The organism is Sphingomonas sp. Leaf32 (assembly GCF_001421765.1).
Lineage (GTDB): Bacteria > Pseudomonadota > Alphaproteobacteria > Sphingomonadales > Sphingomonadaceae > Sphingomonas.
Genome location: NZ_LMLA01000008.1, coordinates 54,799 through 76,636, shown reverse-complemented (window position 1 = coordinate 76,636; position 21,838 = coordinate 54,799). Strand labels below are relative to the sequence as shown.

The following is a 21,838-nucleotide window of genomic DNA, read 5'->3' as shown; positions in this document are numbered from 1 at the left end:
TAATCCTTACGTCCTGACGTTGGTCCCCGGCGGCAGCCCGACCTGTCCGAGCATTGCCGCCGTCCGGGCCAGCGCGCAAAAAGTGGGGGCGATCGCCTCTTCGGCGACCAGCAGCGAAAGCGTGGTCCGCGCCTTCGCATCGCGTCCCGTTACGAGATCACGCGCCAAGGTCAAGAGAACCGATTCATCGTCGGTCACAAGCCCGCATTTACAATTGATCTGGATCGGCACCCGCGCATGGCTCGACAACTGCGTCATCCACGCGTCGAAATCGCCCAGCGCGTCGAGCGCGCCGGATTGTGCGAAGCGCGCCGCCAGCAGCGCGGCGGGGCATTGGCAGGCACCACGCGCCGCCACCCACAGCCGGATCGCGTCGATCAGGAAACGGTCGCCGGGGGACAGGGCCGTTACCGGCCGGTCGATCAGATCGTACATAGAGCCTCGCTATTGATACTCATTCGCATTGGCTATCGTGGATCGAATGGGTCGTCAATGGCCGGTGCGACGAATGCGACGCCGACGACGCGGTTCATGATTTTGCGGGTCGACCGCCAACGTTTAAACGCGATGTTCAGTATTTTGCGGGAAACCCGTCGGGAAATGACGGGGACGGCGAAGATGCAGTTGAAGGTTCGGGGTCGGATCAATCTGATCGGGGTGGTTGCCGCGCTGGGGCTGGTGGCCCTGCTGTGCATCAGCCTGTTCAATCTCTCCTCGGTCATGCACCGCGACATCGAACGCAGCACGCGCCAGGCGGTGGAGGGCGCACGCTCGATCGTCGTGCATTATCATGCCGAACAGGTCGCCGGGCGGATGACCCGCGCCGAGGCCCAGGCCGCCGCGCTGAGCGCGGTGAAGGCGATGCGTTACGACGGCTCCGAATATTTCTGGATCAACGACCTGCATCCCACGATGCTGATGCATCCGACCAAGCCCGAAATGAACGGCACCGACCTGACCAATTATCGCGACCCGACCGGCAAGACGCATTTCGTCGAGATGGCGCAGATCGCCAAGACCAAGGGCGCGGGGTTTCTCAGCTACAAATGGACCAAGCCGGGTCAGAAGGAAGCGCAGCCGAAACTGTCCTATGTCGCGGGCTTTGCGCCATGGGGCTGGGTCATCGGGTCGGGCGTGTTCATCGACCGCATCAACAGCGCGATCTTCGAAGCGGCGTTGTATCTCAGTGCATTGGCGCTGGCCGTGATGTTGCTGGTCGCCTTCTGCGCGCACCGCATCGGTCGCTCGATCTCGCTTCCGGTCGAGGCGGTGGCGGGCCGGATGCGCGCACTGGCGGCGGGCGACACCGCGTCGGCCATTCCGGGGCGCGACCGGCACGACGAGATCGGGGAGATGGCGGCGGCGCTCGAAACCTTCCGCGACGCCGCGATCGTCGCGGCCGAGCGCGAGGCGGAGCAGCAGCGCGTGGTCGACACGGTCGGCACCGGTCTTGCCGCGCTGGCGCGCGGGCATCTCGACACCCGGCTGGGCGATTCGCTGACGGGGTCGTTCCGCAAGCTCGGCAGCGATTTCGATTCGGCGATGGGCGCGCTCAACGATGCGATGCGCGCGGTGGTCCAGTCGACCGGCGGCATCCGGAGCGGCGCGTCGGACATCAGCAGCGCGTCGGACGACCTGTCGCGCCGCACCGAGCAGCAGGCGGCCAGCCTCGAGGAAACGGCGGCGGCCCTCGATCAGATCACCGCGACCGTCCGCCGCACCGCGACCGGCGCGGCGCAGGCGAACAGCACGATGGCGGCGACGCGTGGCGATGCCGAGGAGGGCGTGCGGATCGTGCGCCAGGCGGTCGACGCGATGGGCGCCATCAAGCGCGCCTCGGACGAGATTTCGGAGATCATCTCGGTCATCGACGGCATCGCCTTCCAGACCAACCTGCTGGCGCTCAACGCCGGCGTCGAGGCGGCGCGGGCAGGGGACGCGGGCAAGGGCTTCGCGGTCGTCGCCTCCGAAGTCCGCGCGCTGGCGCAGCGTTCGGCCAATGCGGCAAGCGACGTGAAGAGCCGCATCCTCGCCAGCGGCAGCCAAGTCGAGGTGGGCGTGAATCTCGTCGGCGAAACCGGCGGCGCGCTGGAACGGATCGTCGGCCGCATCGCCGAGATCGCCGATCTGGTGGCGACGATCGCCAAGGGCGCGGACGAACAGTCGTCGGGTCTGCAACAGGTCAACATCGCGGTCAGCGAGATGGATTCGGTGACGCAGCAGAATGCGGCTATGGTCGAAGAAAGCACCGCCGCCGCCCGGGGCCTCGCCGATCAGGCTGCGGCGCTCGCCGACCATGTCGACCGCTTCCGCCTGTCGGCCGAAGCGCGCAAGCCCCACGCTTATCGCGCGGCGGCTTGACGGGGCGTTCGGTGATGAGGGCAGAACGGAATTCGGCCATGGACTTCGATCCCTGGGCGCCGGCCGCATCGCGTGCTGAGGAGCGTGCCGACCTTCCGCTCTCTACGGCGTTCCCCGCTACAACCATGTCACGCCCGAGCGCGCAGTCTGACGCCTCGTCAACGTCAGGCTTTGGCGGGCAGCGGACGTATGCCATTTAGCGGCTGTGACGCTCGATCAAATAGCGCCAGGCAGATTTTCGATAATCCGGGTCGGCTGTGTCGAACTCAAAGTCCTCAAAGGGTATGGGAGCTTTCCGCCATCGTTTGGACCAGCGAACAAAGCGTACCTCCTGCTCTGGCGAGGTAAAAATAAGGCCCATCGCCACGCCCCAGCATATTGGAACGATGGTCGCTAAAGTGCCGACCACGACAACATACTCATTGCCGTTCCTCGAGAGCGGGAGGTGACGTACGATGCCATCCGTCGTCCCGGGAAAGATCAGAGCGAGAGCCAGCGAAACACTCAGGATCAAGGCAATCAAAGTGAGCCTGCCAATCGCTTGGAGCTTCTGATCTTGATACAGCGATGCAGGGTCACCTTTGCTTCTCATTGAACGAGCATAGCTCTGCTCATGAAATGTCTGCAATTGGGCGAAAGGCGACGGGCTGCTTTCGCGGCGGCCAATCGCTATCGCTAAGTCTGAATGCGACGAGGATGATGATGACGATCACGCTATACGGCATCCCCAACTGCGACACGATGAAGAAGGCGCGCACCTGGCTCGACGCGCACGGTGTCGACCACCATTTCCACGACTATAAGAAGGCCGGGATCGACCGCGCGACCCTGACGGCATGGGTCGATACGCTCGGCTGGGAAGCGCTCCTCAACCGCAGCGGCACGACGTTCCGCAAGCTGCCCGATGCCGACAAGGCCGACCTCGACGCACCGCGCGCGATCGATCTGATGCTGGCGCAGCCCTCGATGATCCGCCGGCCGGTGCTGGTGGGCGATGGCTGGATCGAAACCGGGTTCAAGCCCGAACGCTATGCGGAGCGATTCGCCATCGCCGGATAACTGCGTTAACCACAGGGGTAGGGCATCATTGCGGTGCCGTATCGAATCGCATGTGGGGAGCAGCATGGCATTGACGTTCGTCCGGACCCCGCCGCCATGGTTCCGCATCGTCGCCGTCCTGTTCCTGCTATGGGGTGTCGCGGGCGTCTTCGCCTTCTACAGCCAGGTCACGATGGGGCCGGCCGCGCTCGCGGCGCTCGGCGACTATGATCGCCGGTTCTACGCGTCGCTGCCGCGCTGGTTCGACTGGATCTATGGCATCGCCACCTGGGGTGGCTTGCTCGGCAGCGTCGCGCTGCTCATCGGCCGGCGCTGGGCGGCGGGGCTGTATGCCGCCTCGCTGCTGGCGGTCGCGATCCAGTTCGGCTGGGTCTTCGCCGCTACCGATCTGGTCGCGGTCAAGGGCGCGGCGGCGACGGTGCCGTTTCCGCTGGTGATCTTCGCCATCGCGCTGTGGCAGCTCGCCGTGGCGCGTCACGGCATCGCGCGCGGGTGGCTTCGCTGACCGCTTCGAGCTAGACCGCGCGCATGTCCACGACCTTCACCATCGACACCGCCACCAGCCGCGCGACGCCCACCCCGGCCCCGATGAAACGGCTGACAATCCCCGCCATCCGCGCCGCCAAGGGCAAGACCCCGCTGGTGATGCTGACCGCCTATACCGTCCGCATGGCGCAGTTGCTGGATGCGCAGTGCGACATGCTGCTGGTCGGCGACAGCCTGGGGCAGGTGATCTACGGCTTGCCCTCGACCGTGCCGGTCACGCTCGACATGATGGCGGCGCATGGCGCGGCGGTGGTGCGCGGCTCCTATCATGCGCTGGTCGTGATCGACATGCCGTTCGGCAGCTATGAAGCCAGCCCGCAACAGGCGTTCGAAAGCGCGGCGATGCTGCTGAAGGCGACCGGCGCGGCGGCGGTGAAGCTGGAGGGCGGTACGGCGATGGCCGAAACCGTCGCCTTCCTGTCGCAGCGGGGCATTCCCGTCATGGGCCATGTCGGCCTGACACCGCAGGCGGTGAACCAGCTCGGCGGCTATGGCGCGCGCGGCCGCAGCGCGGCGGAGGCGGAGAAGATCGTCGCCGATGCGGTGGCGGTCGCCGATGCCGGCGCGTTCGCGGTGGTGATCGAGGGCGTGGTCGAACCGATCGCGGTCGACATCACCCGCCGCATCGCCTGCCCGACGATCGGCATCGGCGCCTCGGCACAGTGCGACGGACAGGTGCTGGTGGCCGAGGACATGCTCGGTCTGTTCGAACGCACCCCGCGTTTCGTGAAGACGTTCGACGACATGGCCGGGCATATCTCCGCCGCGGTCGCGACCTATGCCGAAGAGGTCCGCACGCGCACGTTCCCGGGACCGGCGCAGCTTTACGCTCCGAAGGATTGATCGCTACGTCCCCTCGTCATTCCCCCGCAGGCGGGGATCCATAGCCGCAGCACCTGCGACTCTTGCCGGAACGTCAGCGTATATGGATCCCCGCCTGCGCGGGGATGACGGAATGGAGGGCCTCATTCATCCCCCGCACAGCCTTGCCGCCCCATGGTCCCGCCCCGGCACCGACCCCTACGACCATTCGCTTTCGTTTCGCATGGGCCTCGGCTAAAGGAGCGCGCTTGATCTATCCCCTGGAGCTGTTCCCTTGGCGTTGACCCCGCAGAACAACGAAGCCTTCATCCGCGAAGTCGATGAAGAGCTGCGCCGTGAGCAGATGTCGAACATCGGCAAACGCTATGGCCTGTTCATCATCGCGGCGGTCGTCCTCGCGCTCGTCGCGTTCGGCGGCTGGACGTGGTGGCAGCATCGCCAGAACACGCTGGCCGGCGAACAGGGCGAACAGCTCGCCACCGCGCTCGACGACATTCAGTCGGGCCGCGTCGCGCAGGCGACCGAGCTGGTCGGCAAGCTGACGACCTCCGACCGGGACGCCGTGCGCGCGACGGCGCTGCTGACCCAGGCCGACATGCTGCTGTCGAAGAACGATACCAAGGGCGCGGCCGCCGCGTTCGGCAAGGTCGCCGCCGACGAGACGCTGGCCCAGCCGTTCCGCGACATGGCGCTCGTCCGCCAGACGGCGGTCGAATATGATTCGCTTCAACCCCAGCAGGTCATCGACCGGTTGCGCGGCCTGGCCGACAAGGGCAGCCCGTGGCTGGGCAGCGCGGGCGAGATGGTCGCGGTCGCCTATCTGCGCCAGAACAAGCTGCAACAGGCCGGTCAGACCTTTGCCCTGATCGCGCAGACCGATGGCGTGCCGGAAAGCGTGCGCGCGCGGGCGGTGCAGATGGCCGGCTCGCTCGGCGTCGATGCCGCGCCCGCCGCTCCGACCGCCGCCGCGCAATAATTTCCTTTCGATACCGGAACCCCTTTCCCATGAAGACGCATCTGAAACTCTCGGCAGCGGTCGCGGCGTTGGCGCTGCTGGGTGGTTGCAGCGCCCTGAAGGGCAAGGGCGGGCCGCGCACGCCCGTCGTCGGACAGCGCGTGCCGATCCTCGCATCCGAAAATCTGGCGGAGGTCGATCCGGCGCTCGCCAATCTGCAGGTCGTCCTGCCGCTTGCCGAAACCAATGCCGACTGGTCGCAGCCGGGCGGCAATGCGTCGAAGTCGATGAGCCATGTCGCGCTGGGCGACACGCTGACCCAGGCGTGGAGCGCCCGGATCGAGGGTGGCAACACCCGCACCCGCCTCGCCGCCGCGCCGGTCGTGGTCGGCGGCCGCCTGTACGTCATCGACGTAAACGGCATGGTGACCGCGATGGATGCCGCCAGCGGCCGGACCGTGTGGACCGCGCAGACGGTGCAGGGCGACGCCAATCCGCGCGCCCGCTTCGGCGGCGGCGTGTCGGTAGAGGGCGATCGCGCCTTCGCCACCGATGGCCTGGGCGATGTCGTGGCGTTCAATACCGCCGACGGCAACGAAGTGTGGCGCGCCAAGCCCGGCGGCCCCCTGCGCGGTGCCCCGTCGCTGTCCAACGGCCAGGTCTATGTCGTCAGCCAGGACAATCAGCTGTTCGCGCTCGACCAGAGCGACGGCAAGGTCGTGTGGACCCAGTCCGGCAGCATCGAGGCGCAGGGCGTGTTCGGCGTCGCCGCCCCGGCCTCGGCGCAAGGGACCGTGGTCGCGGGCTTCTCATCGGGCGAACTGAACGCCTATCGCTATGAAAACGGCCGTTCGGTGTGGGGCGACAGCCTGTCGCGCACCTCGGCCTCGACCTCGGTGTCGGCGCTGGCGGACATCGACGCCGAACCGGTGATCGACAATGGCCGCGTCTATGCGGTCGGGCAGGGCGGCCGCATGGTCGCGCTCGAACTCGTGTCGGGCCAGCGGCTGTGGGAACAGAACCTCGCCGGTATCGCGACACCATGGGTCGCGGGCGAATGGATCTTCGTCGTGACCGACGACGCCCGCCTGCTGTGCATCTCGCGCGGCAGCGGCAAGCTGCGCTGGGTCCAGCAACTGCCCGGTTTCCGCAACGTGAAGAAGCGCAAGAACCCGATCAGTTGGCGCGGCCCGATCCTGGCGGGCAACCGCCTGATCCTCGTGAATTCCGAAGGACAGCTGGTGTCCGCCTCGACCGCCGATGGCAGCATCACCTCGACGCAGGACACCCGGTCGAAGGCAGGGTACAACCTGTCGCCGGTCGTCGCGAACGGGATGCTGTACCTGCTGGACGATGCAGGACAGCTGACCGCCTGGAAATAGCATCATTCTTCGTCATCCCCGCGAAGGCGGGGATCCATAGACGCAGCGCTTCTGATAGAGGCGCTGCGTCGGCGTATATGGGTTCCCGCCTGCGCGGGAACGACGATCTAGGGTAACACCCTCGACCCCCCGACCCAATTTCCTTACACTCGGCGGCAACCCCGCACCCCAGGAATCCCCATGCCTTTACCCGTCGTCGCCATCATCGGCCGTCCCAATGTCGGCAAGTCGACGCTGTTCAACCGGCTGGTCGGCAAGCGGCTGGCGCTGGTCGACGACCAGCCGGGCGTGACCCGCGACCGGCGTGAGGGGGAGGCGAACCTGCTCGGCCTCGACTTCACCATCGTCGACACGGCGGGGTTCGAGGACGAGGACGCCGCGACCCTGCCGGGGCGGATGCGGATGCAGACGCAGGCGGCGGTCGAGATGGCCGATGTCGCATTGTTCATGATCGACGCCCGTGCCGGCATCACGCCGCTGGACGAGGAAATCGCCCGCTGGCTGCGCTCGGCCGATGGCACCGTCGTCCTGGTCGCGAACAAGGCGGAGGGCCGCGCGGGCGAAAACGGCGTGCTCGAATCGCTGGCGCTGGGTTTCGGCGATCCGGTGCAAATGTCGGCCGAACATGGCGAGGGCGTCGCCGACCTGTTCGACGCGCTGCGCCCGTTCGTCGAGCGTGAGGAAGAGCCGGAGCCGGAGGACGAAGGGGAGTTCGACCCCGACACTGCCGTCCTGAAGCTCGCGATCGTCGGCCGCCCGAATGCCGGCAAGTCGACACTCATCAACCGTTTTCTCGGAGAAGACCGCCTCATCACCGGACCCGAAGCGGGCATCACCCGCGATTCGATCGCGGTCGACTGGAACTGGACCGCCCCCGATGGCCGCGTCCGTCCCGTCCGGCTGATCGACACGGCGGGGATGCGCAAGAAGGCGCGGGTGCAGGAAAAGCTCGAAAAGCTCTCCGTCGCCGACGCGCTGCACGCGATCGACTTTGCCGAGGTCGTGGTGCTGCTGCTCGACGGTACGCGCGGCCTTGAGTTGCAGGACATCAAGATCGCCGACCGCGTGCTGCAAGAGGGGCGCGCGTTGGTGATCGCGCTCAACAAATGGGACATCGCCGAACACGCATCGTCGTTGTTCAACGGCGTGAAGGGCGCGCTCGACGAAGGGCTGGCGCAGGCGCGGGGCGTGCCGCTGCTCACCGTATCGGCCGCGACGGGCAAGGGGCTGGACGTGCTGATGCAGGCCGCGTTCGAAACGCGCGAGGCATGGGGCCGCCGCGTGTCGACCGGACAACTCAACCGCTGGTTCGACCGCGCGCTGGAGGCGAACCCGCCGCCCGCCCCCGGCGGCAAGCGCATCAAGATGCGCTACATCACCCAGAACAACATCCGCCCGCCCAGCTTCGTCCTGTTCGGCACCCGCGTCGACCAGTTGCCGGAGAGCTATAAACGCTATCTCATCAATGGCATCCGCAAGGAATTCGGCTTCGGCGCGGTCCCGGTACGCCTCAACATGCGCGCACCGAAAAATCCCTTCGACCATAGCAAGTGATCCGCATCGACGCCCGCGGGATGCGCTGTCCGTGGCCCGCCATCCGGCTGGCCCGGTCGCTGCGCGACGGGGCGAAGGTGGTGGAGATCGAAGCCGACGACCCACGCGCGGCGGGCGAACTGGCCAGCGCGGCGACGGCGGTCGGTGCGCGGCTGGAGGTCGTGGGCGAGGGGGTGTTCCGGGTGGCGCGATGACCCGAGGGAGACGAGGCAGGCTATGATACCCGCAGCTTTCGACAAAACCGTCGCTGTAACCAAGTTGTCTATCGCAGCGCCATGCATTGAAATACTCGCTGACACTGGTGAGGTGTTGGCAACTGCGTCCGCTGCATTCTATTTGGGCGATGACGGCGATTATATCGTCACTAATTGGCATAACTTGGCAGGGGTAAACCCACTCACCGGGGTGCCTTTGTCGTCATCAAGGCGGTACCCGGCTAGTGTGAGGATAATCGGCCGCCACATGTATGACGATGTCTGGAATGTTCCAATAACCTTTGAAATATCGATAAGGCATGGCCATGATGGCCGTTATAATTGGAAGCAGCATCCGTTGTTTGTTAATAAAGTGGATGTTGCTGCGATTCGTATTCCGGACAATATTAAACTTAAATTAGTCCATGCCAATTCTGATATTTGGACAAGTCCAGTCATCAAGGGGCCAAGAGATGAAATATTCGTACTTGGCTATCCCCTCAATATTAGTGGAGGAGTAAACTATCCGTTATGGAAACGTGCGAGTATCGCATCCGAACCGAGCGAGGATATCAACGGGCTGCCAAAATATTTGATAGATACAGCCAGTCGGAAAGGTATGAGTGGCGCTCCTTTCTTCTATCGCAGTCATGTTCATTTGACGAACGACGACAAACTTTCTGTCGGTCAAACTGCACAGATTTTTTACGGGATATATTCTGGAAGACTCGTGGAGCTGGGTGATAGCGTAGCTGACCCAATCGCCGCTCAAATAGGAACCGTATGGAAACCCGCGGCAGTTGCTGAGGTGGTAAACCATGGAACTTCACCGACGCTCTAAACGCGTCGCGCCGGGCTGTCCTACATCCGTCAGGACATGCTATTATCCGCCCGGTTCTTTCACATCGCCGGAAAATCGCGCGTCGGGCATGGGGCGAACCGCACGACGCGCAAAACGTGCGCAAGTGTGAACTTCGTGAACTTTGGACCGCGCTACCGCTTCGATTCCCACGGTTTATCCCGCAAATTCAAATGGGTAATGCCACGCGCCTTCAACCGGGGTCCGAGAAAGCGGTAGAAGAACCAGTCCTTCGCTGCGAACGGCGTCGCATGGTACAGAATACGCTCGGCCAGGGTCCAGCGCACCCGCCGCCGGTCCGACCGGCGCGGTGAGGGTTTGGCCCAGAAATCATAGGGATAGACGATTCTGCCGAGCTTCGCGACGCGCTGCATGATCTCGTGGTCGAGCAGGACATAGGGCCACAGCTTCTCGGAAAAGCCGCCCGCCTCGACCAGCGCCGATGTTCGAAACGCCTGCCCATAACCGCCGGTATGCGTCTGTTTCGACAGGATTTTCGTAACGAACCCGGCATAGAGCGCGCGCCGTAGCTTCTGCCCCGACGCATCGACGCCCAGCGCCATCACCGCGACGGTGCGCGGATCGGCATCGAACGTCCGCTCCGCCTCGGCCAGATAGTGCGGCGGATAGAAGGTGTCGGCATCGCCGAACGCCGCGAACTCGGTGGACAGATGCCCCATCGCCGTTTCCAGCGCGTGGATTTTCCCAGGCCGCGCTTCGGACAGGTTCACTACCTCGACCCCCGGCGCGGCAAAGGCGCGGGCGATGGCGTCCGATCCGTCGGTCGACCCGTTGTCGACCAGCACCAGCCGGAACGGCACCGTCTGCGCCGCCAGCGCGGCCAGGGTCGCGGGCAGGAAGTCCGCCTCGTTGTAATAGGCGATGACGAAGGTCCAGCGGTTCATGCGGCCAGTTCCTGCAGCCGGCGGCAGGCGGCCTCCGACGATCGTGCGCCATGGGTCGCGACCGCGTGCGCGCGGGCCGCCACGCCCATCGCCGCGACCGCCGCCGGATCGGCCAGCAGCGCCGCCACCTTGTCGCGATAGTCGTTGTCCTTGACCAGCAGGCCGCACGCCTCGGGGATCACGTCTGGCCCGATCCGGTCGTCGAACGCGATGACCGGCAGGCCGCACGCCATCGCCTCCGGAATCGCGCGCGGAAAATAGTCGCGGCGTCCGGCGTGGAAGAACAGCCGCGACTGCACCAGCACCGAGGGCACCTCCGCATTGGGAACATGGCCCAGCCACGCGACCTGCGGAAAGCGGTGGCGCAACGCATCGGACTGCGGCCCGTCACCGATCACCGCCACCCGGTGCGTCTCCCCCAGCGCCGCGATCTCGTCGAACCGTTTGTACGGCGTCAGCCGGCTGGTCGCGATGACGTCGAACCTCTTGTCCGCCGGCCGGGGGGCGAAGCGGTCGGTATCGATCGTCTTGGGCAGCCGCTGCATCCGCGCCGTAGCGATCGCCCGCTGCCAGAAGCGCCAGCCGGGATGCGTCAGCTTCGCCTCCTGCAACGCCGACTCGGGAAAGACGAAGGCGGCGTGCGGCATGATCCGGCTCCACCAGTCACCGCCGATGATGACGGCGAAGCGCCGGCGGTCGGGTCGCAACACCCGGTCGAACAGGTCGAACCCCGCGCCGCCATTGCTGCCGACCAGCACGAACAGCGTCGCCGGATCGATCCGCGCGGCGGCGACCATCGCGTCGCTCTTCTGGTCGCGGGTCCGGGCCTGCGGGTTGGACGGCGCGAACAGGCGGATGGGGTAGGGGGCAATGCCGGGCAGGGCGGACACCGTGTCCAGCGGTTCGCGCGCCAGCCCCCACAACTCCACCTCGACGCCCATCTCGGTCAGGATGCCGGGCATCCGCCGGTCGCGATTGTCCCAGCGCAGCCACTCGCCGACATCGGCGACACCATGATGGGTGGGGTAGGTCAGGACGAATACGATCCGCATCGCCCATCCGGCTACCAGCGCGCGGGGCGTTGCGCCACTGGCTATTGCATGGCGGCGGCACCGCTCCACGACAAGCTGTCTCGACGCCTTTCCAAACCGGGTCTAAGGCGCTGGCGATGAACTGGTCCGATGACGGCGCGCGGGTAAGCTGCGTGATGGTGACCGCGAACCGTGCCGCGCTGGCGCGGCGCGCGGTCGACTGTTTTCTGCGGCAACGCTGGGGCAATCGGGAACTGGTCGTCGTCGACGACGGCGATCAGGACTATGCCCCGCTGTTCGCCGACATTCCCGCCGACCGGCTGATCTACGACCGGGTAGCCAAGACGCCGGAGACGACGCTGGGTCGCTTGCGCAACCGCACGCTGGACCTCGCCCGGGGCGGCATCGTCGCGCAATGGGATGACGACGACTGGTATCATCCCGACCGGCTGGTCCGGCAGGTCGCGGTGCTGGACGGCGGCAAGCACGCCTGTGTCCTGCGCGGCACGCTGATGCACCTCGACGCGCCCGACTGGTTCGACCATCCCTATGTCGGCACGCTGGAGCCGGGGGTGCCGGGCAGCATCGTCCACCGCGCCGATCCGACCGCCCGCTATCCCGAAAAGCGGCGCGGCGAGGATACCGATTTTCTCGCCCATTGGCCGCTGGACCGGATCGGCGTGCTCGACGCAGCCGGCCTGTTCGTCCGCGCCTTTCACGGGGCGAATACGTGGGAGCGGACCCATTTCGAACGGCGGGTACGCAACACGCCGCTCTCCGCCCTAGAATATGCCGTGCGCCGCTTCCTGCCGGGCGGGGTGTGGGGCCACTCGCGCTTCCGCCTCGACCCCGATACCCGCGCGGCGTTCGCAGCGTTCGTGGCCGATTCGCGTACCGCCGGAGTGTTCGCTTGACCCTGTCCGAGCGCGCACAGCGGCTGCACGACTGGTCGCAGACGCCCGCCGCCGCGCGTCTCGGCAAGGTCTTCCGCGCGTTGTTCTTCGTCGGCGTGCTGCTATGGCTGGTGCTGAAGGTCCGCGCGATCGGTTGGACCAACGTTGCCGCCGCGCTACCGCGCACGCCGTGGTTCTATATCCTGTTCGTCGTGATGTTCCTGGCGCTGCCGGTGTCGGAGGTATGGATCTTCCGCCTGCTGCTCGGTCGTCCGCTGCCCGGCAGCCTGCCGGTGTTCGTCCGCAAGCGCGTCTTCAATTCGGCGTTCGTTGGCTATTCGGGCGAAGTCTATCTGTTCGTCTGGGCGCGGCAGCGGCTGGGCATCGCGTCCAAGACGCTGCTGCTGGCGATCAAGGACAATGCGATCCTGTCGGCGCTGGCATCGGCTGCGATCACTTCGATCCTGCTGGTCATCTTCATGGGCACCGGCCGGGCGAAATGGATCGCCGACTGGCTGCATTCGGCGGGCGGCATGTTGCTGGCCGGATTGCTGGTCGCCGCGTTCCTGACCCCGCTGCTGTTACGCCTGCGCAAGCAGATCCTGTCGGTGCGCTGGCAGGTGGCCGGCGCGGTGCTGGGCATCCATGTCGCGCGCATCCTGGTCGTCGTGCTGCTGCAGGCGACGCAGTGGGCGGTGGTGCTGCCGGCCGAACCCTGGGGCGTGTGGGTCACGTTCCTGACGGTGCAGATGGTCATCAGCCGCCTGCCGATCGTGCCCAATCGCGACCTGCTGTTCCTGTCGGCCGCACTGGAGATGAGTCATATCGTCGACGGCCCGCGCGCCGCCATGGCCGGGCTGTTGCTGGCCGGCGGCGCGCTGACGCAGGGGAGCAACCTGCTGTTCTTCCTGCTTACCAGTTTCCAGCGGCGGCGCGGCACGCTGCCGGTTGCCGAGGTCGATCCTGGGTTCGAAGCGGAGGTCGCCACGCCGGCGGTGCCGCCGGCGGGCGAATAGCCTCAGGCCGAGGCCCGTGCGCAGATGAAGCGCGACAGTTCCTGGCGGAGCGGCAGACCGTCGGTCGAACGCAGCGGCCCGTCATGCGCGACGTTGGTTTCGACATGTGCCCGCGTGTCGGCCACGCCGACGACATGGAACAGGTTACGCTCGCAATCCAGTTCGGTGCGGGCATAGACGAAGCGGTTGCCGCGCTGCTGGCGCAGGATCGCGATGATCGTACCGCCTGCGGTCCGCCGCTGGCGCAGGACTTCGTACCGCGACTGGGCGTCCGATGGCGTCGGTATCTCCACGCCCTCCAGCGGATAGCGCTCGATGCCGTTCCCGGCCACCTCGGTCTCGACCAAATGGCGCAGGTCGACCGTGTTGTTCATCGTCGCCTCCGGCTCGGACGAAGTCGAACCACAGGCGGCCAGCATTGCCCCGGCCATCAGGACGGCAGTCGAACGGATCATACGCAAAACCCTTGTTCCTTGAGAAAACCCGTCTCAGGAAATGTTGCTACGCAGCAATATTAGAGCGCGGACGCTCAGCGCGAACGCAGCGCGCCGATCACCGTCATGCAGGCGAAGGCACTCATGGCAAGGACGACGCCTCCGATGTCCTCCCAGCCGACCGCAAGCAGGCGGTCGAGCCGGTCGGAATAGGGAAAGATCGCGCGGAAGGTTTCGAACGGACTGGTCATGGCGCGTTGCAACATAAGCACTGAAAGCAACATGAAAACCGCCAATCGGCCCGATCGCTCCAGGGACATCATATGTTACAGAGAGGCAAGGGATCGGCGCGGTTCGGGCAATGGAAGCGGCTTGCGCGGGTTCGTCGCACGCCATACACCTGCATTCCGTTTATCGATAATGGGTGGGGTTCCATGTTTCGTACCGTCGCTGCCGTATTGCTTGCTTCCACTGCGCTTGCCGGAACCGCCGCCTATGCGCAGGCACCGGCGCCCGCCGCGCCCCCGGTGAAGGCCGCTCCGCTCGCCCAACTGGTCGCACCGGTGAACATTCCCTACGAAAAGTTCACGCTGGCCAACGGCCTGACCGTCATCACCCATACCGACCGCAAGGCGCCGATCGTCGCGGTGTCGGTATGGTATGATGTCGGGTCGAAGCATGAGCCGGAGGGGAAGACGGGGTTTGCGCATCTGTTCGAGCATCTGATGTTCAACGGGTCGGAGAATGCGCCGGGCGATTTCTTCGATCCGCTGCGCTCGATCGGCGCGACCGACCTGAACGGCACCACCAGCTACGACCGCACCAATTATTTCGAGACGGTGCCGAAGGCGGCGCTGGACCGCGCGCTGTTCCTCGAATCGGATCGCATGGGCTATCTGTTGGGCGCGGTGACGCAGGGCGTGCTGGATGAACAGCGCGGCGTCGTGCAGAACGAAAAGCGGCAGGGCGACAACCAGCCCTACGGCCTGGTCCGCTACAAGATGACCGAGGGCATCTTCCCGGTCGGCCACCCCTATCGCCATTCGGTGATCGGTTCGATGGCCGATCTCGACGCCGCCAGCCTCGAGGACGTGAAGAACTGGTTCCGCGGCCATTACGGCCCGAACAATGCGGTGCTGGTACTGGCCGGCGACATCGACGCGAAAGAAGCGCGCCCGTTGGTCGAGAAATATTTCGGCAAGATCGCCAAGGGGCCGGAATCGGTCCTGCCGAAGATCGCGGTGCCCACGCTGGCCGCCCCGGTGCGCGAGGTGATGAAGGACAATGTCGCCGCGACCATGATCATGAAGGTCTGGCCGGTGCCGGGTCTGAACGATCCCGACGCGCCCGCGCTGGACGTCGCGATGAGCGCGTTCGGCGGCCTCGCCTCGTCGCGGCTCGACAACGAACTGGTCAAGAAGGACAAGCTGGCGGTGCAGGTGTCGGCCGGCGTACAGTCGCTGGCGCAGGCGGGCATGTTGATCGTCCGCGCGATCGTGCGTCCGGGCGTCGATGCGAAGACCGTCGAGGCCAGGCTGGACCAGATGATCGCCGATTATCTGCGCACCGGTCCCACCGCCGATGAAGTGTCGCGCGTCGCGACGACCCAGGTGGCGGGCACCATCGGTGGACTGGAATCGGTCGGCGGCTTCGGCGGCAAGGCAGTCACGCTGGCGTCGGGCGAGCTGTATTCGAACGATCCGGGCTTCTACAAGAAGGAGCTGAACGCGCTGGCCACGATGACGCCGGACCGCGCCCGGGCCGCCGCGCAGAAGTGGATGTCGCGCCCGGCCTATACGCTGATCGTCGAAAACGGCGCGCGCGAGGGCTATGAGGAGGCGAAGGCGGTCGCCGCTGCGCCCGCCACCCCGGCTGCCCCCGAAACGCCGTTCAAGGGCACGCGCGGCGCCATGCCGGGCGTCGCCGAAACCGGCACCGCGCTGCAATTCCCGAAGGTCACGCGCAGCCGCCTGTCGAACGGCATGGAGCTGGTCTATGCCCAGCGGACCGCCGTGCCGGTGACGCAGGTGTCGATGGTGTTCGACGCCGGCACCGCCGCCGATGTGGCCGGCAAGCTCGGCACCGCCGGCATGACGCTGTCGCTGATCGACGAAGGCACCACCACCCGCAATTCGATCGCGATGGCGGAGGCCAAGGAAAAGCTGGGCATGAGCATGTCGGGCGGCAATTCGGCCGACCAGACGACGATCGGCTTCGAGGTGCCCAGCGCCAATCTGGGCAGCGCGACCGAATTGTTCGCCGACGTGCTGCGCAACCCGGCATTCGACGCGAACGAGCTGGAGCGGGTGCGCGGGCAGGTGATGGCGCAGATCGGGCAACAGCGCACCCAGCCGCAGGGTCTGGCCGACATGACGCTGCCGCCGCTCCTCTATGGTGCCAACAGCCCGTATGCGAAGCTGGCGGCAGGCGTGGGCGATCCGGCGGCGGTCATGGCCATGAAGCGCGACGACCTGATCGCATGGCGCGGCGCGTGGTTGCGTCCGGACAAGGCGAAGGTCTTCGTCGTGTCCGACCGCCCGCTGGCGGAGGTGCAGGCCGCGTTGAACGCGTCGCTCGGCAACTGGCAGGCGACCGGTGCCGCCGGCACCAAGAGCTTCCCGACGCAGCGCGCGACGACCACGCCGAAGATCGTGCTGGTCGACCGGCCGAACTCGCCGCAGTCGCTGATCGTCGCCGGACAAATGACCCCGGTACAGGCGAAGGCGGACACGCTGGCGGCGACCACTGCCAACACCGTGCTCGGCTCGGGCTTCCTCAGCCGCATCAACATGGACCTACGCGAAGCCAAGCACTGGTCCTATGGCGCGCGTGGCGGGTTTCAGCTGATGCAGAACGCGGTGCCCTATGTCATCAACGCGCCGGTGCAGGCGGACAAGACCGGCCCGGCGATCGCGTCGCTGCGCGAACAGATCAACGGGTTCCTGGGTCCGAACGGCGTAACGCCGGTTGAATTCCGCCGCTCGATCGATGGCGAGACGCGGCAGCTTGCAGGCACGTACGAAACGTCGGGCGCGGTGCTGGGCGCTATGCGGGCGAACGACTTCCTCGGCCGGCCGGACGATTACCAGGCGACCCTGCCACAAAAATATCGTGCGCTGTCCACGGCCCAGCTTGACGCTGCGGCACGCGCGGCAATCGACCCCAATCGCTTCGTCTATGTGGTGGTCGGCGACGCCAAGGTCGTCCGTCCGCAGCTTGACGGGCTGGGCCTGCCGGTGGAGGTGGTGTCGGCAACGCCGGCAACCGCCCCCACCCCGGCGAAGTAAGGAGAGCGAACATGGCGAATGTCGATGGCAGCTGGAACACGATCACCAAGTCGCCGATGGGCGACCAGCAGGCGACGCTGAACGTCAAGAGCGACGGCGCCAGCTTCACCGGGACCTATTCCGGGGCGATGGGATCGACCGAGATCACCGACGGCAAGGTCGAAGGCGACAAGCTGAGCTGGAAGGTGGCGATCGTCGTGCCGATGCCGATGACGCTCGACTGCGAAGCGACGGTCGATGGTGACACCATCTCCGGCACGGTCGGCGCAGGCGCGTTCGGCAGCTTCCCGATGGCGGGCAACCGCGTCGGCTGACGTCCGGTGCGGTGACAGGAAACGGCCCGTCCGCAGTCGATGCGGGCGGGCCGTTTCGCGTTTGGGGGCATCCCATCTTAGCCCTGGACGTCACCCCAGCGCAGACTGGGGTCTCTCGCGGCAAGCAGGTCGCGCTATCCGCAGGAGATCCCAGCCTTCGCTGGGATGACGTAGTTGCTGGAGCGTCGGCAGCGCCTGAGCGCAGCCAACCCCGACCCAACGCGTCACCCCGGACTTGATCCGGGGTCCCGCTGCCTTGGCAACGGTTGAGAAGAAGCGGGACCCCGGATCAAGTCCGGGGTGACGAAAGGCTATTCCGCCGCCCGCGCTTCCGCCTCGATCTCCGGCAGCCCCGCCGTGCGCGGCTTTTCCCCCGGTTCGGGAGCATAGCCGGTAAGCAACCGTGCGCCCCGGCCATAGGTGAACCACGACCACGCCCAATGGACGTACACCGACACCCGGCTGCGGAAATCGACCAGCAGCATCAGGTGGACCAGCGACCATGCCAACCATGCGACAAAGCCTTTCAGCTTCATCCCGCCGATCTCCGCCACCGCGCGCGACCGGCCGATGACCGCCATCGTGCCATAGTCGCGATAGCGGAAGCGGTCGGGCGCCGGCCGTCCCGCGATCCGCGCGGCGATCAGTTTTCCCACGAACCGCCCCTGTTGCTTGGCGACCGGAGCCAGCCCGGGCAGGGGGCCGTCGCCGCCATCGAAACTGGCGACGTCGCCGATCGCGAAGATGGCGGGATGGCCGGGGATCGAACAATCGGGCGCGACCTTCACCGCGCCGTTCTTGGCAGCCGCTGCCGACAGCCACCGCGCGACCGGCCGCGCCTCGGTCCCCGCGGCCCAGAGCACGGCGGCGGCGTCGATCCGCTGATCGCCGACGGTCAGCCCGCGTGCGTCGATCGCCTGCACCGCCGCGCCGGTGCGCACCTCGACGCCCAGCGACTCCAGCATCGCACGTGCCGCCTGCGACAGCGGCGGGTCGAATACGGTCAGGATGCGGCCGCCCATCTCGCACAGCACCACCCGCGCCGCGCGTGGATCGATCGAGGCGAAATCGCGCGCCAGCGTCGTACGTGCCAGTTCGGCGATCGTCCCGGCCAGCTCGACCCCGGTCGGCCCGCCGCCGACGACCGCGAAGGTCAGCAGCCGTTGCAACTCCACCGGGTCGTCGCATTGTTCCGCCCGCTCGAACGCGCCCAGCACCGCCGCGCGGATCGCCAGTGCATCGTCGATCGATTTAAGCACATAGGCATGGTCGCGCCACGCATCGTTGCCGAAGAAGCTGTAGGCCGCACCGGTCGCCAGGATCAGGTGATCGAACGGCAATCGCCGGCCATCGGCCAGACAGACTTCCCGGGCGTCCGCGTCGACGCCGCTCACCTCGGCCATCAATATCCGGGTGTTTCTGTTGCGGCGCAGCAGCGCGCGATTGGCGGTCGCGATGTCGGCCGGCGACAACGCGGCACCGGCGACCTGATACAGCAGCGGCTGGAACAGATGGTGGTTGGTGCGGTCGATCAGGACGATGTCGGCATCCGCCTTGCGCAGCGCCTGTGCCGCCGCGATGCCGCCGAAACCGGCGCCGACGATGATGATCCGGGGTCGCATACGCTGTTCGTCCTCCGATTCGCGCCTGTGATCGGCTCTCCCAACCCATCGGACCCCGGATCGTTGCGCGGGCCGTGCCCCGCCGCCGTGCCGCTGTTGCCACATTGTAACCATGGTCCGGGCAGTCGCGCCACGGTTCGTTCATCCGCGTGACAGATACCGTTGCGCGGAAGCAACAGTATCCGATTTGATGACCGCCATGTTGCGATGCGATGCAACACTTTGCGTTCTTTCGGGTTCAGAGGGGCCACGGACAAACCGGTGCGCGTTCGACGCCGGGACCGTAAACGCTGATGAGGTTTTGTATGCGTAAGCTTTTGACCGTCGCCGCTGCCGCCGTTGCCTTCACGGCCGCGCCCGCCTTTGCGCAGGACGCCACCGTGGTGCAGGACGCCCCGACGACCGAACCCGCCCCCGCCGTTGCCGCACCCGATGGCACCAGCGGCATCGGTTTCGAACCCTATGTCGCCATCATGGGCGGCTGGGAACAGTTCGACTCCGAGCGTACCGATGCCGGCATCCCGCTGGTTCCGCGCAACGACAAGCTGAACGGCGCCCTGGTTGAAGGCATCGTCGGTTTCAACGTGCCGCTGGGTCCGGTGTTCGTCGGTGCCGAAGGCAGCGTCTCGAAGGGCGTGTCGGGCGACATCGATTGGGATTACGGCGCGGCTGGCCGTTTCGGCGTCCGCGCGGGTGATTCGGGCCTAATCTACGGCAAGGTCGGCTATCGCTGGGTCAACTTCGACCGGTTCGGCAACGACAGCCGCGACTATCACGAAATGACCTATGGCGCCGGTTTCGAAGTCGGTCCGAAGGACATCGGCCTGGGCGGCATCACCGGCAACTCGGGCGTTCGCCTGCGCGGTGAAGTGTCGACCTTCGGTTCGGCGCACAGCTTCCGTCCGATGCTGGGTCTGACGACCCACTTCTAAGCATCGCACGAGTTTCGGGTGGGTCCGGCGTATCGGGACCCGCCCCGGTAATTGCGTATCATGAAAGGCTCCGGACGGGTTCGTCCGGGGCCTTTTGTTTTGGATTGAGCCATGATCCGCTCGGTCAGGGTGTAGGCCATATAGATCGGGCTGTCCGCGTAGCAGCCCGCTAGGATGGACCGACATTCACATTCCATTTCGTCACCCCGGACTTGTTCCGGGGTCCACCGAGCGGCGATCGTGGTCGATAGAGGCTCACGCCGCACCGATTGCCGCGCCGTGGACCCCGGAACAAGTCCGGGGTGACGGAGAGGCTGGAGGCAGCGATCAGGAGCGACACCGGGCGTAAATGAAGGTCGATCGGTTCTCGAACGGATACGGCTCGACATTCTGCGTGGTGATCTGGGTTGGTATCCGAGACTTTTCTGGTCGTCACTCCCGCGAAGGCGGGAGTCCATACACGCCAACTCTGCGGTCACGTCCGCAACGGTCGCGTCTAAGGATGCCCGCCTTCACGGGAAGGACGAACATGCGTTGCCGTCCCTGAAGGCCGATCAGTACTGATGCCCATGTTCGCACGATCGTTATCCGTGCCAAGCCGGCAAGAACGACAAATCGGGCCGGCTGGCGCGACATCTCGGGAACCCTAACACCTTCATTTGATATGCGTTTTCTGACACGACACGACACGACACGACACGACAACAGACAGGCCGCCGGGCGAACCCGACGGCCTGTTCTCCGTAAGACCGCTGTGCAGCGGTTATTCTTCGACGGTAACCCGACCGTTGCGGACGATCATGCCGCGTTCGGCCATTTCCTTGCGGAAATCGTGACGGGCATCGGCCACCTCGCGGCGATACTCCGCCCACGCATCCTCGCGGTCGGCGGCGTCGTCGGCGCGGGCGAGGTCCTTGCGCAGCTCGCGCTTCGCTTCGGAGAGGTCGGTCTTATAATCGAGATAATAGGGATTGTAATCCGAATAGACCGGGACCGTACGGCGATCCTTGGCCAGCGAAGGCGCCGCAATGACTGCGGTGGCAGCGGCGGCGATCAACAATGTCGTGCGGTTCATGGGGGCTCTCCCTTTTCCTGAACTTGCCGCGATACAACCCGCATCGGACGATGCCGGTTCCTTCATCTGGCGTTCACCTTGGGAGCGGGCATTCGGTACCCTTGCCAATTGCGGCAATGCTTCCGATCTTTTTATCCATGGCCGGACGGGTAAAGCGCAAGGCAGGGTTGGCAGCAGCGGAGGCGCTTGTGGCGCGTGCGGAGGTGCCGCTCGCCTGCGCGCTGTGCGATCGCCCGATCGGCACGCAGGTCGAATGGCACCACCGCGTGCCCAGAAGCGAGGGCGGGCGCGAAACCGTGCCCGTTCACCCGATCTGCCACCGCACGATCCATGCGAGTGCCACCAACGCCGAACTGGCCGGCCCGCTCGCCGACTTCGATGCCCTGCGTGCGGTTCCGGCGATGGCGAAGTTCGTGACGTGGGTGGCGGACAAGCCGGCGGATTTCCGGGTTCCGGTGCGGCGGGGGCGGTAGGGCTTGTCGCTCCGGGCGAAAGCGGGAATTTCCTGCGGCGAGTGCGGGCTTCGACCAACGGCCGTCGTCCCCGCGAAGGCGGGGACCCGTACACGCCACGCCGGCTACTCCAGCGCGAACGTCA

The 21,838-nt window shown here is 66.0% G+C and carries 23 protein-coding genes; 15 read left to right on the top strand and 8 right to left on the bottom strand.

Features of this window, described 5'->3' with window-relative positions:
* Nucleotides 1–6: 6 nt before the first annotated feature.
* Nucleotides 7–435 carry a hypothetical protein gene (locus ASE83_RS18715; RefSeq protein ID WP_055789546.1) on the bottom strand — a complete coding sequence of 143 codons (429 nt, stop codon included), beginning with the start codon at nucleotides 433–435 and terminating at the stop codon, nucleotides 7–9.
* Nucleotides 436–618: 183 nt separating this feature from the next.
* On the opposite strand from ASE83_RS18715, the gene ASE83_RS10880 reads away from it, so the two are divergent.
* Nucleotides 619–2,361, top strand: a complete 1,743-nt coding sequence (locus ASE83_RS10880; protein WP_082443317.1) for a methyl-accepting chemotaxis protein — start codon at nucleotides 619–621, stop codon at nucleotides 2,359–2,361.
* A 196-nt stretch (nucleotides 2,362–2,557) separates the two neighbouring features.
* Here the strand turns inward: ASE83_RS10880 and ASE83_RS10875 are convergent, their stop codons facing one another.
* Complete coding sequence (locus tag ASE83_RS10875) at nucleotides 2,558–2,953, bottom strand: hypothetical protein (RefSeq protein WP_055789544.1); 396 nt, start codon at nucleotides 2,951–2,953, stop codon at nucleotides 2,558–2,560.
* 110 nt (nucleotides 2,954–3,063) lie between these two features.
* Between ASE83_RS10875 and ASE83_RS10870 the strand changes: the two genes are divergently transcribed.
* From ASE83_RS10870 to ASE83_RS18525, 8 genes are all read left to right on the top strand, one after another.
* Complete coding sequence (locus ASE83_RS10870; protein ID WP_055790210.1) at nucleotides 3,064–3,420, top strand: ArsC family reductase; 357 nt, start codon at nucleotides 3,064–3,066, stop codon at nucleotides 3,418–3,420.
* Nucleotides 3,421–3,484: 64 nt separating this feature from the next.
* Nucleotides 3,485–3,925, top strand: a complete 441-nt coding sequence (locus tag ASE83_RS10865; RefSeq protein ID WP_055789540.1) for a hypothetical protein — start codon at nucleotides 3,485–3,487, stop codon at nucleotides 3,923–3,925.
* Nucleotides 3,926–3,948: 23 nt separating this feature from the next.
* On the top strand, nucleotides 3,949–4,809 hold the full coding sequence (gene panB / locus ASE83_RS10860) for a 3-methyl-2-oxobutanoate hydroxymethyltransferase (protein WP_055789539.1): 861 nt from the start codon (nucleotides 3,949–3,951) through the stop codon (nucleotides 4,807–4,809).
* A gap of 253 nt (nucleotides 4,810–5,062) precedes the next feature.
* Nucleotides 5,063–5,764, top strand: a complete 702-nt coding sequence (locus ASE83_RS10855; RefSeq protein ID WP_055789535.1) for a tetratricopeptide repeat protein — start codon at nucleotides 5,063–5,065, stop codon at nucleotides 5,762–5,764.
* A gap of 29 nt (nucleotides 5,765–5,793) precedes the next feature.
* A complete protein-coding gene (locus tag ASE83_RS10850; protein ID WP_055789532.1) occupies nucleotides 5,794–7,125 on the top strand; it encodes an outer membrane protein assembly factor BamB family protein in 1,332 nt (443 codons plus the stop codon).
* Nucleotides 7,126–7,305: 180 nt separating this feature from the next.
* Nucleotides 7,306–8,679 carry a ribosome biogenesis GTPase Der gene (gene der / locus ASE83_RS10845; protein ID WP_055789529.1) on the top strand — a complete coding sequence of 458 codons (1,374 nt, stop codon included), beginning with the start codon at nucleotides 7,306–7,308 and terminating at the stop codon, nucleotides 8,677–8,679.
* Nucleotides 8,676–8,873, top strand: a complete 198-nt coding sequence (locus tag ASE83_RS10840) for a sulfurtransferase TusA family protein (protein ID WP_055789526.1) — start codon at nucleotides 8,676–8,678, stop codon at nucleotides 8,871–8,873. The genes der and ASE83_RS10840 overlap by 4 nt, the downstream gene beginning before the upstream one ends.
* Nucleotides 8,874–8,895: 22 nt before the next feature.
* Complete coding sequence (locus ASE83_RS18525) at nucleotides 8,896–9,714, top strand: hypothetical protein (protein WP_156353041.1); 819 nt, start codon at nucleotides 8,896–8,898, stop codon at nucleotides 9,712–9,714.
* A 152-nt stretch (nucleotides 9,715–9,866) separates the two neighbouring features.
* Here ASE83_RS18525 and ASE83_RS10835 read toward each other — a convergent pair whose 3' ends face one another.
* On the bottom strand, nucleotides 9,867–10,637 hold the full coding sequence (locus ASE83_RS10835; RefSeq protein ID WP_055789523.1) for a glycosyltransferase family 2 protein: 771 nt from the start codon (nucleotides 10,635–10,637) through the stop codon (nucleotides 9,867–9,869).
* Entirely contained in the window at nucleotides 10,634–11,689 is a 1,056-nt protein-coding gene (locus ASE83_RS10830) for a glycosyltransferase (RefSeq protein ID WP_055789520.1), read from the bottom strand. Before ASE83_RS10830 ends, ASE83_RS10835 begins: the two co-directional genes overlap by 4 nt.
* 116 nt (nucleotides 11,690–11,805) lie before the next feature.
* On the opposite strand from ASE83_RS10830, the gene ASE83_RS10825 reads away from it, so the two are divergent.
* Nucleotides 11,806–12,582 carry a glycosyltransferase family A protein gene (locus tag ASE83_RS10825; RefSeq protein WP_055789517.1) on the top strand — a complete coding sequence of 259 codons (777 nt, stop codon included), beginning with the start codon at nucleotides 11,806–11,808 and terminating at the stop codon, nucleotides 12,580–12,582.
* Nucleotides 12,579–13,577 (top strand): hypothetical protein, encoded by a 999-nt coding sequence (locus tag ASE83_RS10820; protein ID WP_055789514.1) that lies wholly within the window; start codon nucleotides 12,579–12,581, stop codon nucleotides 13,575–13,577. The genes ASE83_RS10825 and ASE83_RS10820 overlap by 4 nt, the downstream gene beginning before the upstream one ends.
* A 2-nt stretch (nucleotides 13,578–13,579) precedes the next feature.
* Here the strand turns inward: ASE83_RS10820 and ASE83_RS10815 are convergent, their stop codons facing one another.
* Nucleotides 13,580–14,032 (bottom strand): hypothetical protein, encoded by a 453-nt coding sequence (locus ASE83_RS10815; protein WP_055789511.1) that lies wholly within the window; start codon nucleotides 14,030–14,032, stop codon nucleotides 13,580–13,582.
* Nucleotides 14,033–14,106: 74 nt separating this feature from the next.
* Nucleotides 14,107–14,334 carry a hypothetical protein gene (locus tag ASE83_RS18520; protein ID WP_235513221.1) on the bottom strand — a complete coding sequence of 76 codons (228 nt, stop codon included), beginning with the start codon at nucleotides 14,332–14,334 and terminating at the stop codon, nucleotides 14,107–14,109.
* 111 nt (nucleotides 14,335–14,445) lie between these two features.
* Here ASE83_RS18520 and ASE83_RS10810 point away from each other — a divergent pair, with 111 nt between their 5' ends.
* Nucleotides 14,446–17,298 carry a M16 family metallopeptidase gene (locus ASE83_RS10810; protein ID WP_055789509.1) on the top strand — a complete coding sequence of 951 codons (2,853 nt, stop codon included), beginning with the start codon at nucleotides 14,446–14,448 and terminating at the stop codon, nucleotides 17,296–17,298.
* Between the two features lie 11 nt (nucleotides 17,299–17,309).
* Complete coding sequence (locus ASE83_RS10805; RefSeq protein WP_055789506.1) at nucleotides 17,310–17,612, top strand: hypothetical protein; 303 nt, start codon at nucleotides 17,310–17,312, stop codon at nucleotides 17,610–17,612.
* Nucleotides 17,613–17,923: 311 nt separating this feature from the next.
* On the opposite strand, the gene ASE83_RS10800 is transcribed toward ASE83_RS10805, so the two are convergent.
* Complete coding sequence (locus ASE83_RS10800; RefSeq protein ID WP_055789504.1) at nucleotides 17,924–19,234, bottom strand: NAD(P)/FAD-dependent oxidoreductase; 1,311 nt, start codon at nucleotides 19,232–19,234, stop codon at nucleotides 17,924–17,926.
* Nucleotides 19,235–19,539: 305 nt separating this feature from the next.
* On the opposite strand from ASE83_RS10800, the gene ASE83_RS10795 reads away from it, so the two are divergent.
* The gene (locus ASE83_RS10795) at nucleotides 19,540–20,166 is read left to right on the top strand and encodes an outer membrane protein (protein WP_055789500.1); all 627 of its coding nucleotides are present in this window, start codon (nucleotides 19,540–19,542) and stop codon (nucleotides 20,164–20,166) included.
* Nucleotides 20,167–20,929: 763 nt separating this feature from the next.
* Here the strand turns inward: ASE83_RS10795 and ASE83_RS10790 are convergent.
* Nucleotides 20,930–21,241: a hypothetical protein gene (locus ASE83_RS10790; protein ID WP_055789497.1), complete on the bottom strand. Its 312-nt coding sequence runs from the start codon at nucleotides 21,239–21,241 to the stop codon at nucleotides 20,930–20,932.
* A 137-nt stretch (nucleotides 21,242–21,378) separates the two neighbouring features.
* Between ASE83_RS10790 and ASE83_RS10785 the strand changes: the two genes are divergently transcribed.
* Entirely contained in the window at nucleotides 21,379–21,714 is a 336-nt protein-coding gene (locus ASE83_RS10785) for an HNH endonuclease (RefSeq protein ID WP_055789494.1), read from the top strand.
* Nucleotides 21,715–21,838: the final 124 nt, after the last annotated feature.

Bases quoted from the DNA above. Each gene is read 5' to 3' on its own strand.
- der (WP_055789529.1), top strand. From the start codon at position 7,306: ATGCCTTTACCCGTCGTCGCCATCATCGGCCGTCCCAATGTCGGCAAG.
- ASE83_RS18525 (WP_156353041.1), top strand. From the start codon at position 8,896: ATGATACCCGCAGCTTTCGACAAAACCGTCGCTGTAACCAAGTTGTCT.
- ASE83_RS10865 (WP_055789540.1), top strand. From the start codon at position 3,485: ATGGCATTGACGTTCGTCCGGACCCCGCCGCCATGGTTCCGCATCGTC.
- ASE83_RS10790 (WP_055789497.1), bottom strand. From the start codon at position 21,241: ATGAACCGCACGACATTGTTGATCGCCGCCGCTGCCACCGCAGTCATT.
- ASE83_RS18715 (WP_055789546.1), bottom strand. From the start codon at position 435: ATGTACGATCTGATCGACCGGCCGGTAACGGCCCTGTCCCCCGGCGAC.
- panB (WP_055789539.1), top strand. From the start codon at position 3,949: ATGTCCACGACCTTCACCATCGACACCGCCACCAGCCGCGCGACGCCC.
- ASE83_RS10795 (WP_055789500.1), top strand. From the start codon at position 19,540: ATGCGTAAGCTTTTGACCGTCGCCGCTGCCGCCGTTGCCTTCACGGCC.
- ASE83_RS10810 (WP_055789509.1), top strand. From the start codon at position 14,446: ATGTTTCGTACCGTCGCTGCCGTATTGCTTGCTTCCACTGCGCTTGCC.
- ASE83_RS10875 (WP_055789544.1), bottom strand. From the start codon at position 2,953: ATGAGAAGCAAAGGTGACCCTGCATCGCTGTATCAAGATCAGAAGCTC.
- ASE83_RS10830 (WP_055789520.1), bottom strand. From the start codon at position 11,689: ATGCGGATCGTATTCGTCCTGACCTACCCCACCCATCATGGTGTCGCC.
- ASE83_RS10850 (WP_055789532.1), top strand. From the start codon at position 5,794: ATGAAGACGCATCTGAAACTCTCGGCAGCGGTCGCGGCGTTGGCGCTG.
- ASE83_RS10800 (WP_055789504.1), bottom strand. From the start codon at position 19,234: ATGCGACCCCGGATCATCATCGTCGGCGCCGGTTTCGGCGGCATCGCG.
- ASE83_RS18520 (WP_235513221.1), bottom strand. From the start codon at position 14,334: ATGATGTCCCTGGAGCGATCGGGCCGATTGGCGGTTTTCATGTTGCTT.
- ASE83_RS10880 (WP_082443317.1), top strand. From the start codon at position 619: ATGCAGTTGAAGGTTCGGGGTCGGATCAATCTGATCGGGGTGGTTGCC.
- ASE83_RS10870 (WP_055790210.1), top strand. From the start codon at position 3,064: ATGACGATCACGCTATACGGCATCCCCAACTGCGACACGATGAAGAAG.
- ASE83_RS10815 (WP_055789511.1), bottom strand. From the start codon at position 14,032: ATGATCCGTTCGACTGCCGTCCTGATGGCCGGGGCAATGCTGGCCGCC.
- ASE83_RS10805 (WP_055789506.1), top strand. From the start codon at position 17,310: ATGGCGAATGTCGATGGCAGCTGGAACACGATCACCAAGTCGCCGATG.
- ASE83_RS10835 (WP_055789523.1), bottom strand. From the start codon at position 10,637: ATGAACCGCTGGACCTTCGTCATCGCCTATTACAACGAGGCGGACTTC.
- ASE83_RS10785 (WP_055789494.1), top strand. From the start codon at position 21,379: ATGGCCGGACGGGTAAAGCGCAAGGCAGGGTTGGCAGCAGCGGAGGCG.
- ASE83_RS10825 (WP_055789517.1), top strand. From the start codon at position 11,806: ATGAACTGGTCCGATGACGGCGCGCGGGTAAGCTGCGTGATGGTGACC.